The organism is Microlunatus flavus (assembly GCF_900110855.1).
GTDB classification, from domain to species: domain Bacteria; phylum Actinomycetota; class Actinomycetes; order Propionibacteriales; family Propionibacteriaceae; genus Microlunatus; species Microlunatus flavus.
The window spans coordinates 121802-133712 of the sequence record NZ_FOFA01000004.1; the positions used below are offsets into that span (position 1 = coordinate 121802).

Genomic DNA, 11911 nt, shown 5'->3' on the forward strand with positions numbered 1-11911 from the left:
GTGCTAGGAGGCCTCAGACGCCCATGATCTCGGCGTACGCGGAAGCCAGCCGGAGCGGGTCGTGGCGCGGCGACCCGTCGCGCACGGCGAGGTCCGCGAGCGCCAGGTCGGCGCCCAGCGAGTCGGCCCAGGCGGCCAGGTGCGGGTCCTCCGAGGCGAAGGCGCTGTCGGCCAGGACGACGTCGAGGCGCAGCTTGGGCGCGTGGTCGGCGAGCAGCTCGATGTGCTTGGCCGCGGAGAAGCCGGCGGTCTCCTCGGCCGGCTCGAGGTTGAGCACCAGCACCCGCTTGGCCGACGTCGTCTCGATGGCCTCGGCCAGCTGGGGCACCAGCAGGTGCGGGATCACCGAGGTGAACCACGACCCCGGCCCGAGCACGACCCAGTCGGCGGCCAGGACGGCCTCGACCGACTCCGGGCAGGCGGGCGGGTCCTCCGGCAGCAGGTGCACCGAGCACACCTCCCCGGTCGTCTTCGCGACGCGGGCCTGGCCGCGGACCGACGAGATCTCGTCGGGTCGCGCCGGCGTCAGGCCGATGACGTCGGCCTCGATCTCCAGCGGCACCGAGGCCATCGGCAGCACGCGGCCGGTGCAGCCGAGCAGGCGGGCCACCATGTCGAGACCGGCGACCGGGTCGCCGAGACGCTCCCACAGCCCCGCGATCAGCAGGTTGCCGATGGCGTGGTCGCCGAGGGGCCCGGGCGAGACGAAGCGGTACTGCAGGACATCGGCCCAAGTACGCCCCGACTCGTCGTCGCCGCACAGCGCGGCCAGGGCCATCCGCAGGTCGCCGGGCGGCAGGCAGCCGAGCTCGCGGCGCAGCCGGCCGGACGAGCCACCGTCGTCCGCGACCGTGACGATGGCGGTCAGCCGGTCCGTGACGCGGCGCAGGGCGGACAGCGACGCCGACAGCCCGTGCCCGCCGCCGAAGGCGACCACCGAGGGCCGCTGCTCCACGAGCGGCCGGCCGTGCAGGCGCACCGGTTCGCGCGCCTCGCCCCTGGGCCTCATCGCCGCCTCATCCCTGCCTCGTCCTCCTCCGCAGCGCCGGGCCTACTCGCGCCCGAGGTCGCGGTGCAGGACCGTGGTCGGCAGGCCGTCGGCCCGCAGCCGGCGGGCCAGCTCCTCCGAGATCGCCGTGCTGCGGTGCTTGCCGCCGGTGCACCCGATGCCGATGGTCGCGAAGCGCTTGCCCTCGTGCAGGTAGCCGGACGCCACCGTGGTGAGCACGGACTCGAGCGAGGTCAGGAACGGCTCGGCCCCCGGCTGGCTGAGCACGTACGCGCTGACCGGCGCGCTCAGGCCCGTCTGCGGGCGCAGCTCGGGCACCCAGTGCGGGTTGGGCAGGAAGCGGACGTCGAAGATCATGTCGGCGTCGAGCGGGATCCCGTTCTTGAAGCCGAAGGACAGCACCGTCACCCGCAGCGCGTGGTCGGGCCCGCCGTACGCGTGCGTGATCCGCGAGCCCAGCTGGTGCACGTTCAGCGAGGAGGTGTCGATGACCAGGTCGGCGGCGGCGCGCAGCGTGGCGAGCAGCTCCCGCTCGCGGTGGATGCCGTCGAGCAGCCGGCCGTCGCCCTGCAGCGGGTGGGGCCGGCGGACCGACTCCTGGCGCCGGACGATGACGTCGTCGGAGGCTTCGACGTAGACGATCTCGGGGACCGTCCCGGACTCCTTCAGCTCGGCGAACATCGCCGGCAGCTGCTCGAAGAAGGAGCGCGTCCGCACGTCGAGCACCACGGCCAGCTGCCGGATGCCCGTACGCCGGGCCTCGTCGCAGACGTCGGGCAGCACGCTGGGCGGGAGGTTGTCGACGACGTACCAGCCGAGGTCCTCGAGGTTGTCCGCGGTCGTGGACCGGCCCGCGCCCGACATCCCGCTCACCACGACGAGCCGCAGCGGCCGCTCCTCGGCGCTCGGGGCCGCGCTGGCCGGGCGGACCGGCTCGGGGACGCTGGTCGCCGCCTCGGCGGCGATGGGCGGCGTGGGGGGTGTCGCCGTCTCGGTGCTCACGCCAGCCATTATCCGCGCCCGCCCCGCTCCACGCAGGACTCCCGCACCGGGGAACGCGAGGTTCCGCGGCGCCCACGGCTGCCGAGTGAAGGCGGCGCCGGGAGGTGGAGCGGGTCGAGTGGCAGGCGAAGCGCGCGCGGGAACGTGACCACGACGGTGCCGCGGGGGCTCATCCGAGCCCGCGCTCGTCGTCCGCCCGGCCGGCGACGCGGTCGGCACCCACCGGGAGTGCGGTCGAGCGGACCTGGGCAGGCAGCCGGTGACCGTGAACGTGGACCTCCGGACGAGGTCGCTGGACGTGGATGGGCCTGACGGGAGCACGGGCGCGGCCGCTCACGAGCCCGAGCGTCGATCACGCGCCCGTGCGGATGGTTGTCCGGCGCCCTCGTCCGGAGGTCCGCCGGCAGCTGGTTCGAGGGGACAGACCTCGACTAGCGGTCGACCAGCACCTCACCCGTGGCCATGTCGATCGCGTCGCCGGCCGGGCGGGCCTCGAGCGCGGCGAGGACCGCTTGCGCGGTCTTGAGGCCGAACCCCGGCACCGCAGCGATCTCCTCGACGCTGGCGGCGCGGAGCTTCTTCAGCGACCCGAAGTGGTGCAGCAGCGCCTTGCGGCGCACCTCCCCCAGCCCGGGCACCTGGTCGAGCACGGACTCGACCATGCTCTTGCTGCGCCGCCCGCGGTGGTGGGTGATGGCGAAGCGGTGCGCCTCGTCGCGGACGCGCTGGAGCAGGTAGAGGCCCTCGCTGGTCCGCGGCAGGATCACGGGGTCCTCGACGTCGGGGAGCCAGACCTCCTCGAGACGCTTGGCCAGGCCGCACAGCGCCACGTCGTCGATGCCCAGCTCGTCCATGGCGGCGGCCGCCGCGGCGACCTGCGGCGGCCCGCCGTCGACGACGACGAGCTGCGGGACGTACGCGAACCGGCGCGGGGCCCCGGTCTCGGGGTCGACGAGCAGCGGCCCCTCGCCGTTCGAGCCGTCGGAGGCGCCCAGCGCGGCCTTGCGGTCGTCGATCATCCGGCGGAACCGTCGGGTGATGACCTCGTGCATGGACGCGACGTCGTTCTGGCCGTCGACGCCGCGGATGACGAAGCGGCGGTACTCGCTCTTGCGCGGCAGGCCGTCCTCGAAGACGACCATCGAGGCCACGACCTCGGTGCCCTGCAGGTTGGAGATGTCGAAGCACTCGATGCGCAGCGGCGCGCCGGGCAGCTCGAGCGCCTCCTGGATCTCCTCGAGCGCGCGGTTGCGGGTCGACAGGTCGCTGGCGCGGGTCGTCTTGTGCCGGACGAGGGCCTCGTTGGCGTTCTTGGCCACCGTCTCCATCAGCGTCCGCTTGTCGCCGCGCTGCGGGACGCGGATGTCGACGTGCGAGCCGCGGCGCTCGGTGAGCAGCTGGGTGAGCGACTCCAGCGACGTCGGCAGCGCCGGGACGAGGATCTCGCGCGGCACGGCGTCGCGGGGGTCGGGCTCGTCGTCGCTCTCCGCGTAGAGCTGCAGGAGGAACTGCTCGACGAGCTCGGGCGTGCCCTCCTCGTCGAACCGGTCGGCCACCCAGCCGCGCTCGCCGCGGATGCGGCCGCCCCGGACGTGGAAGATCTGCACGGCGACCTCGAGCGGGTCCTCGGCCACGGCGATGACGTCGGCGTCGGTCCCGTCGGCGAACACGACCGCGTTGCGCTCGAGCGCGCGCTGCATGGCCTGCAGGTCGTCGCGCAGCCGGGCCGCCCGCTCGAAGTCGAGCTCGGCGCTGGCGGCCTTCATCTGCCGCTCGATCTGGCGGATCATCGGCGTCGCCTGGCCCGCCATGAACTGGCAGAAGTCGTCGACGATGTCGCGGTGCTCCTCCGGGGTCACCTTGCCGACGCAGGGCGCGGAGCACTTGTCGATGTAGCCGAGCAGGCAGGGCCGGCCGAGCAGCTGGTGGTTGCGGAACACGCCGGGCCGGCACGAGCGCATCGGGAACACCCGCAGGAGCAGGTCGACGGTCTCGCGGATCGCCCAGGCGTGGCTGTACGGGCCGAAGTAGCGGTTGCCCTTGCGCTTGGCCCCGCGCCCGACCATCACCCGCGGGAACTCCTCGGACAGCGTCACCGCCATCCACGGGTACGACTTGTCGTCGCGGTACTTCACGTTGAAGCGCGGGTCGTACTCCTTGATCCAGGAGTACTCCAGCTGCAGCGACTCGACCTCGGTCTGGACGACCGTCCACTCGACCTTGGCGGCCGTCGTCACCATCTGCCGGGTGCGCTCGTGCAGGTTGCGCGGGTCGGCGAAGTAGGAGTTCAGCCGCTGGCGCAGGCTCTTGGCCTTGCCGACGTAGATGACGCGGCCGTTCTCGTCGGAGAAGCGGTAGACGCCGGGCTGCTCGGGGATCGATCCAGGTGCCGGTCGGTAGGACAGCGGCGCGCGCCGCGTACGGGTTCCAGGCACGCGCCCCAGGTTAGGTCGCGGCCCCGACAGTTCCGGCCACGTGCGTCAGGCGGACGGGGGGCCGGCGTCGCGGCGGTCGTCTTCGCCCTCCCCCGGCCCGGCCGACCGCTGGAGCTCGGCCGCGCGGTCGTTGAAGCGACGCACCTGCCGCCGCCAGGCCAGGAAGCACAGCACCGCGAGGGCGGACCACAGGACCGCCAGCACCCAGCGGAACGTCGACGGGCCCTGCTGGGCGATCCCGGCGAAGTTCACGACCGCGCTCACCACCGCGAGGGCGGCCAGGACGCCGAGCAGGACCGGAGGACGGCGGGGCCAGGGCTGCGGGACGGACATGGCGTCGACGCTAGCCCGGGCGCGGCGGGCCCTCGACCACCGCACGCTCAGCCGGTGACGAAGACCTTCGAGCCGACGACGGTGGTCGCCGACTCGGCCAGCGGCTTGCGAGCGGGCGGCTGCTTGACCGAGCCGTCCTCGATCGAGAACTCGCTGCCGTGGCAGGGGCACTTGATGACCCCGCCCTCGACCGACCCGACCGGGCAGCCCTGGTGGGTGCAGATCTTGCTGAACGCCTTGTAGGTGCCCTTGCTGGGCTGGGTGACGACGAAGTCCGCGTCCTTCAGGATCACCCCGCCGCCGACCGGGACGTCCGCGGTCGCCACGCTCGGGCCGCTGGGCGCGGCCTGGCTCGACGGCGCCGCGGACGACGCCGAGGCGCTCGGGCTGCTCGCCGCGCTCGACGAGGCGGCGCTGCTCGGGGCGGCCGAGGTCGGGACGGGCGCGCCCGCCTGACCCTCGGCCCCGCACGCGGCGAGCGTGAGGACCGCACCGCCCGACACGGCGACGATGCCGGCCGTCCGCAGGACGTCGCGGCGCGACGGCGCGAACGCGGGCCGTGCGGCAGGACGGGCGGCAGGACGGGCGGCAAGACGGGTGTCGCTGAGCAGGTCGGACCGGTCCATCGGAACCTCCGGGGGCAGGCAGGGCTGCGGTCAGCCACTGGTTGACCAGGCAACGACCCGGTTGCGCCCCGAGGTTCCCGCCGCTCCGCTGCGGTCGAGGCCTGAGACGCTGCGGTGGTGCGTCCGACCCCGCTGCCCTGGCCGGCCGTGCCGCCGGCCTCGGGCACGGTGGTCCTGCGTCGCTTCACCTCGGCCGACGTCGGCATGCTGCGCGACCTGGCCACGGACCCGTACGTCCCTCTGATCGGGAGCCTCCCCCACCGGGCCGACGAGGTGCAGGCGCTGGCGTACGTCGAGCGTCAGCTCAGCCGTCCGGAGCAGGGCGTCGGCTGGTCGTTCTGCGTCGCGGACGGCGTCAGCGACGAGGCTCTGGGCGGTGCCGGCCTCTGGCTGGTGCCGGACGACCCTCGGGTGCTGACGGCGGGCTACTCCGTCGCGCCGCGGGCGCGGGGTCGGGGGGTGGCGACGCAGGCCCTGCGGGCGCTGGTCGGGTTCGCGTGGACGCGGCCGCACGTCGAGCGGGTCGAGCTGCGCGTCGAGCCCGACAACGCCGCGTCGCTGCGCGTCGCCGCGGCCGCGGGCTTCGAGCGGGACGGGCTGGAGCGCGGCCGGGAGTTCCGGGGCCGCGCGGTCGACCTGGTGCGGTTCGTCCTCCGGCGGCCGGCGGGCTGACCCGTGCGGTCCGACGAGCGCTCGGGCTGGCCGGCGCTCGAGCCGGTCAGCGCTCGGCGCGGGCTCCGCGGACCCGGGCGAGGACGTCGTCCAGGGCCGTCGCGACCACCGCGTGGGTGCCGGCGGCGCGGACGTCCTCGCGGACCTGCTGGTTGAGCCCGCCCGGGGTGGCGTGGTCGTCGGCCAGGGCCGCGAGCTCGCGGTCCGGCTCCTCGGCCAGCGCGTCGCTGAGCCCGCGCAGCAGCACCCCGACGTACGCCCGCGCCTCAGGAGCGGGGACGCCCTGGCCCGCGAGCCAGGCCTCCACCGTGGCGAGCAGGTCGAGCTGGGTCGCCGCGAAGGCGGACGCCGCGCTGAAGGCGTCGAAGGCCGTCTCGTCGTCGAGGGCGGCCACGTCACCCAGCCGCCCGAACAGCTCGAGGGCGTCGGGCTCGGGCGGCACGACGGGGACGAGGCCCTGCCGGGCCGCGACCGAGGGCAGCGGGATGGCGCGGGCGACGCGGGTGGCCGGCGCGACCGCCGACCGCAGGTGCGCGAGCGGGAGGGCGGCGACCACGCTCACCACCACGTGCTCGGGCGTGAACCGCAGACCCTCCACGACGGCCGGGGCGTCCACCGGGCGCGGCGCGAGGACCACGCACCGGACCGCGTCGACGACGGCCTGGTTGTCGGCGGCGACGCGCACGTTCGCGAACCGTCGGGCGAGGGCCGCGCTCACGGCGGCCCCGCGCGGCGAGACGACGATCGCGGGCGGGTCGTCGACCGTGCTCAGGCCCTCGACCATGGCGCGCGTGATCGACCCGGTGCCGACGAACCCGTATGCCGCGGTCCCGACCGGGGAGTCGACCCCGTCCGTGGAGCTCACGGGACGTCGACCTCTCCGAGGCCCCCTTCGACAGGCTCAGGACGCCGCTTCGACGAGCTCAGGGAACGTCCCCCGCGCTTCGACGCGCTCAGGGAGCGCTCCTCCGCTGCCGACGCGCTCACCGGCGCTTCAGCTGGCCTTGCGGGCCGCGGCAGGCGTGGCCTTCTTCGCCGCTGCCTTCTTGGCCGGGGCCTTGGCCGCGGCCTTGACGGGGCGCCCGTTGGTCGGGATCTCGCCCGGCTTGCGCTTGGTCGCCTCGCGCTTCTGCGCGTCGGCCGCGCGCTTCATCGCGGCCTTGGTCAGCGGCGCGGCGACCCGGGCGGCGAACGCCTCCTGAACCAGGCCGACCTCGACCTCGCGGCCCTCGAGGAGCGGCCGCAGGAACTCACCCGTGTACGACTCGGGCGTCGCCGCGATCTGCTCCGGCGTGCCCTCGGCGACGAGCGTGCCGCCGCGCGACCCACCCTCGGGACCCATGTCGATGAGCCAGTCGGCGGTCTTGATCACGTCGAGGTTGTGCTCGATGACGACGACCGTGTTGCCGGCGTCGACGAGGCGACCGAGGACCCCGAGCAGCTTGCGGATGTCCTCGAAGTGCAGACCCGTGGTCGGCTCGTCGAGCACGTAGAGCGTGCGGCCGGTCGAGCGCTTCTGCAGCTCGCTGGCGAGCTTGACGCGCTGCGCCTCGCCGCCCGACAGCGTCGGGGCGGACTGGCCCAGCCGGACGTACCCGAGCCCGACCTCCTTGAGCGTGGTCAGGTGCCGCGCGATCGCCGGGATCGCCGCGAAGAAGTCCGCGGCCTCCTCGATCGGCATGTTGAGCACGTCGGCGATCGTCTTGCCCTTGTAGTGCACCTCGAGCGTCTCGCGGTTGTAGCGCGCGCCGTGGCAGACCTCGCAGGGGACGTAGACGTCCGGGAGGAAGTTCATCTCGATCTTGATCGTGCCGTCGCCCGCGCAGTTCTCGCAGCGGCCGCCCTTGACGTTGAACGAGAACCGGCCCGGCTGGTAGCCGCGGACCTTGGCCTCGGGCGTCTCCGAGAACAGCCGGCGTACGTGGTCGTAGACGCCGGTGTACGTCGCGGGGTTGGAGCGCGGCGTCCGGCCGATGGGCGACTGGTCGACGTGGATGATCTTGTCGATCTCGTCCGCGCCGGTGATCGAGCGGTGCCGGCCGGGGACGTCGCGGGCGTTGTAGATCTTCTTGGCCAGCGCCGAGTAGAGGATCGAGTTGACCAGCGTCGACTTGCCCGAGCCGGACACGCCGGTGACGGCGATCAGCTGGCCGAGCGGGAAGCCGACGGTCACGTTCTGCAGGTTGTGCTCGGTCGCCTGGTGCACGACGATCTCGCGGCCCTTGACGCGCGGCCGGCGCAGCGCCGGCAGCGGGATGGACCGGCGACCCGACAGGTAGGCGCCGGTGATCGACTCCTCGCTGTCGAGCAGCTCCTGGACCGGGCCGGAGACGACGACGTGGCCACCGTGCTCCCCCGCGCCCGGACCGATGTCGACCGCCCAGTCGGCGACGCGGATGGTGTCCTCGTCGTGCTCGACGACGATCAGGGTGTTGCCGAGGTCGCGGAGCCGGATCAGCGTCTCGATGAGGCGGCGGTTGTCGCGCTGGTGCAGCCCGATGCTCGGCTCGTCGAGGACGTACAGGACGCCGACGAGGCCGGAGCCGATCTGGGTGGCGAGCCGGATGCGCTGGGCCTCGCCGCCGGAGAGGCTGGCGGTGGGCCGGCTCAGCGAGAGGTAGTCGAGGCCCACGTCGAGCAGGAACCTCAGGCGCTCGTTGATCTCCTTGAGCACGCGCTCGGCGATCTGCAGCTCGCGGTCGGTGAGCTCGAGCTCGCGCAAGAACGCGGCGGCGGAGTCGATCGACATCGACGAGATCTCGGCGATGTTCTTGCCGCCCAGGGTGACGGCCAGCGAGGTCGGCTTGAGGCGGGCGCCCTTGCAGCTCTTGCAGGGGACCTCGCGCATGTAGCCGGCGAACCGCTCGCGGGACGTGTCGGTCTCGGCCTCGGAGTGGCGGCGCTCGATGTAGGCGACGACGCCCTCGTACTTGGCGTTGTAGCTGCGCTCGCGGCCGTAGCGGTTGCGGTAGCGCACGTGCACCTGGCCGGGGACGCCGTAGAGGAGCAGCTTCTGGATCGTCGCGGGCAGGCGGTGCCACGGCGTCGAGGTCTTGAAGCCGTGCTCGGCCGCCAACGACTCGATGAGGCGCTGGAAGTAGTCGGCCACGTGCGCCGACGCCCACGGGGCGATCGCTCCGCCGTCGAGGCTCAGCTCGTCGTCGGGGACGACCAGCTCCGGGTCGACCTCCATGCGCGTGCCGAGCCCGGAGCAGACCGGGCAGGCGCCCCACGGCCCGTTGAAGGAGAACTGGCGCGGCTCGAGCTCGTCGATGGCGATGTCGTGGCCGTTGGGGCACGCCATCTTCTCCGAGTAGGTGCGCTCGCGCTCCGGGTCGTCGGTCTCGCGGTCGACGTAGTCCACGGTCACGATGCCCTGCGCCAGACCCAGCGCGGTCTCGACCGAGTCGGTGAGCCGCTGCTTGATCGTCGGCTTGACCGCGATCCGGTCGACGATGACGTCGATGGAGTGCTTGTACTTCTTGTCGAGCACCGGCGGGTCGGTCAGCTGGACGATCTCGCCGTCCACCCGGGCCCGGCTGAAGCCCTGCGTCGCGAGGTTGCGGAACAGGTCGGCGTACTCGCCCTTGCGGTCGCGGATCATCGGCGCGAGCACCTGGAAGCGGGTGCCGTCGTCCAGCCCCATCAGCCGGTCGACGATCTGCTGCGGCGACTGCTTGCTGATCCCCTCGCCGCACACGGGGCAGTGCGGGCGCCCGGCGCGCGCGTAGAGCAGGCGGAGGTAGTCGTAGACCTCGGTGATGGTGCCGACGGTCGAGCGCGGGTTGCGGCTCGTCGACTTCTGGTCGATCGAGACGGCCGGGGACAGGCCCTCGATGAAGTCGACGTCGGGCTTGTCCATCTGGCCCAGGAACTGGCGTGCGTACGCCGACAGCGACTCGACGTAGCGGCGCTGGCCCTCGGCGAAGATCGTGTCGAAGGCCAGGCTCGACTTGCCCGAGCCGGACAGGCCGGTGAAGACGATCAGCGCGTCGCGGGGCAGGTCGAGCGAGACGTTGCGCAGGTTGTGCTCGCGGGCACCGCGGACGACAAGACGGTCCTGCTGAGCAGCTGCTGGGGGCACGGACGACAGAGTAGATGTGGACACCGACAGTTCCGAACCGCGCGGAGCGGGCCGCTATTCCGCCCGGCGACGCGTCCGCCCGCGGCTCCCGGGCGAACGCGCGGACCCGTGAGGCGACCGTCCGGCGACCGTCCGGCGTCGCCCGGGACAGGCGTGGCGCGAGGGGCAGGAGACGATCCCGAGCACTAGCGTGAGGGCCGTGGACCAGCCCTCAGCGCCCGCCGCCGACGAGCAGCTCGCCGACGTCCGCCGGCTCGTGACCGGCGCCACGCAGCGGCTCCTCGGCGCGACCATCGCGGTGACCGACGAGCAGTGGGCGGCGCCGAGCCGGCTCCCCCGCTGGAGCCGGGCCCACGTGGCCACCCACCTCGCCCGCCAGGCCGACGGCCTCACCCGCCTCGTCGAGGGCGCGGCGGTCGGCGAGCACCGCACCATGTACTCCTCCCGCGAGGCGCGCGACGCCGAGATCGAGGCGGGCGCGCGGCGTACGGGCCTCGAGCTGCAGTCCGACCTCGACACCACCGCCGGTCGCCTGACCGAGGCCTTCGAGCGCCTCGACCACGTCGGGCCGAGCGCCACCACGGGGTGGACGGCGTCGGTCGAGATGCGGAACCTGGTCGCCCCCGCGCGGCTGCTGCCGCTGGCCCGGCTCTTCGAGGTCGAGCTGCACCTCGTCGACCTCGACGTCGGCCACGAGGTGAGCGACGTCGACGCGGCGTCCGCGGAGTGGCTGCTCGAGTGGTTCGCGTTCCGCGCGACGGCCCGCGACGAGTTCCCGCGGGTGGAGCTGCGCGCCTCCTCCGGCTTCACCACCACCGTCGGCTCGGTCGGCGGTCCCGTGGTGGTGCGCGGCAGCGCACCCGCCCTGCTCGGCTGGCTCACCGGCCGGACGGACCCGGACGCCGTCGAGGGTGCCGGCGGGCTGCGCATGCCCAGCCTCTGAGCGAGGCCTCCTGCTCCCGCCTCCTCCCGGCAAGTGGTCACTCCCCGCCCGCGACACGCCGTGAACAGCACCCGGGGTCGACCACTTTCCGCCAAAGGAGACCCACGAGAAAGCGCGGGAGAGACGGGCCCGAGACTGGGCGCATGGCCGGACTGAACCACGTGACCCGCGGCGGCGACCCGCTGACGTTCCCCCTCTCCCCCACCGTCACCCTCACCAAGGTCTCGGTGGGACCGATGGACAACAACGCGTACGTGCTCGAGGGCGCGGGCGGCGTGGTCCTCGTCGACGCGGCGGACGACGCGACGACGCTCGTCGGGGTCCTCGGCGACCGCAGCCTCGACACCGTCGTCACGACGCACCGGCACCGCGACCACTGGCAGGCGCTCGGCGTGCTCGACCGCACCGGCGCCCGCCTGGTCGCCGGGACGCCGGACGCGGACGCGATCGCCACCGAGGCCGGCGTGCACCACCCCGACGGCGTGTGGGACGGCGACACCGTGCCCCTGGGCTCCGAGCACCTCGACGTGATCGGGCTCGTCGGCCACACGCCCGGCTCGGTCGTCCTCGCCTACCGCGGGACCGAGGGGCCGACGCACCTCTTCACCGGCGACAGCCTCTTCCCCGGCGGCCCGGGCAAGACCGGGAGCCCGGAGGACTTCACGTCCCTGATGGACGACCTGGAGGCCAAGGTCTTCGCGGTCTTCGACGACGACACCGTCGTGCACCCCGGCCACGGCGACGACACGACCCTCGGCGCGGAGCGGCCACACCTGGCGGAGTGGCGCGAGCGCGGCTGGTGAGCCG

General features: G+C 73.6%; 10 protein-coding genes. 3 read left to right on the plus strand and 7 right to left on the minus strand.

Translation table 11 applies throughout. From position 1 onward, the window contains the following. Window positions 1–13 precede the first annotated feature (13 nt). The 5 genes from BMY04_RS11385 to BMY04_RS11405 form a co-directional block, all read right to left on the minus strand. Entirely contained in the window at window positions 14–1009 is a 996-nt protein-coding gene (locus BMY04_RS11385) for a gluconeogenesis factor YvcK family protein (protein ID WP_091179994.1), read from the minus strand. A 42-nt stretch (window positions 1010–1051) separates the two neighbouring features. Then, a complete protein-coding gene (gene rapZ / locus BMY04_RS11390; RefSeq protein ID WP_269766217.1) occupies window positions 1052–1897 on the minus strand; it encodes an RNase adapter RapZ in 846 nt (281 codons plus the stop codon). Between the two features lie 545 nt (window positions 1898–2442). Continuing rightward, complete coding sequence (gene uvrC / locus BMY04_RS11395) at window positions 2443–4446, minus strand: excinuclease ABC subunit UvrC (RefSeq protein ID WP_091180002.1); 2004 nt, start codon at window positions 4444–4446, stop codon at window positions 2443–2445. A 45-nt stretch (window positions 4447–4491) separates the two neighbouring features. Further along, the gene (locus BMY04_RS11400; RefSeq protein ID WP_091180006.1) at window positions 4492–4779 is read right to left on the minus strand and encodes a hypothetical protein; all 288 of its coding nucleotides are present in this window, start codon (window positions 4777–4779) and stop codon (window positions 4492–4494) included. Between the two features lie 47 nt (window positions 4780–4826). Continuing rightward, window positions 4827–5405: a Rieske (2Fe-2S) protein gene (locus BMY04_RS11405; protein WP_091180009.1), complete on the minus strand. Its 579-nt coding sequence runs from the start codon at window positions 5403–5405 to the stop codon at window positions 4827–4829. A 117-nt stretch (window positions 5406–5522) separates the two neighbouring features. On the opposite strand from BMY04_RS11405, the gene BMY04_RS11410 reads away from it, so the two are divergent. Next, window positions 5523–6077, plus strand: coding sequence for a GNAT family N-acetyltransferase (locus BMY04_RS11410; RefSeq protein WP_198410096.1), 555 nt, complete (start codon window positions 5523–5525; stop codon window positions 6075–6077). A gap of 46 nt (window positions 6078–6123) precedes the next feature. On the opposite strand, the gene BMY04_RS11415 is transcribed toward BMY04_RS11410, so the two are convergent. Both BMY04_RS11415 and uvrA read right to left on the minus strand, forming a co-directional pair. Continuing rightward, window positions 6124–6942: an NAD(P)-binding domain-containing protein gene (locus BMY04_RS11415; protein ID WP_198410097.1), complete on the minus strand. Its 819-nt coding sequence runs from the start codon at window positions 6940–6942 to the stop codon at window positions 6124–6126. Between the two features lie 129 nt (window positions 6943–7071). Beyond that, window positions 7072–10161 (minus strand): excinuclease ABC subunit UvrA, encoded by a 3090-nt coding sequence (gene uvrA, locus BMY04_RS11420; protein WP_091180013.1) that lies wholly within the window; start codon window positions 10159–10161, stop codon window positions 7072–7074. 199 nt (window positions 10162–10360) lie between these two features. Between uvrA and BMY04_RS11425 the strand changes: the two genes are divergently transcribed. Together BMY04_RS11425 and BMY04_RS11430 are read left to right on the plus strand one after the other, a co-directional pair. Further along, entirely contained in the window at window positions 10361–11104 is a 744-nt protein-coding gene (locus BMY04_RS11425; RefSeq protein ID WP_170854092.1) for a maleylpyruvate isomerase family mycothiol-dependent enzyme, read from the plus strand. Window positions 11105–11247: 143 nt separating this feature from the next. After that, on the plus strand, window positions 11248–11907 hold the full coding sequence (locus tag BMY04_RS11430; RefSeq protein WP_091180019.1) for an MBL fold metallo-hydrolase: 660 nt from the start codon (window positions 11248–11250) through the stop codon (window positions 11905–11907). The last annotated feature ends 4 nt before the right edge of the window (window positions 11908–11911 follow it).

Coding starts and splice junctions, on each gene's coding strand:
- BMY04_RS11385 (WP_091179994.1), bottom strand. CDS start 1,009: ATGAGGCCCAGGGGCGAGGCGCGCGAACCGGTGCGCCTGCACGGCCGG.
- BMY04_RS11400 (WP_091180006.1), bottom strand. CDS start 4,779: ATGTCCGTCCCGCAGCCCTGGCCCCGCCGTCCTCCGGTCCTGCTCGGC.
- BMY04_RS11405 (WP_091180009.1), bottom strand. CDS start 5,405: ATGGACCGGTCCGACCTGCTCAGCGACACCCGTCTTGCCGCCCGTCCT.
- BMY04_RS11430 (WP_091180019.1), top strand. CDS start 11,248: ATGGCCGGACTGAACCACGTGACCCGCGGCGGCGACCCGCTGACGTTC.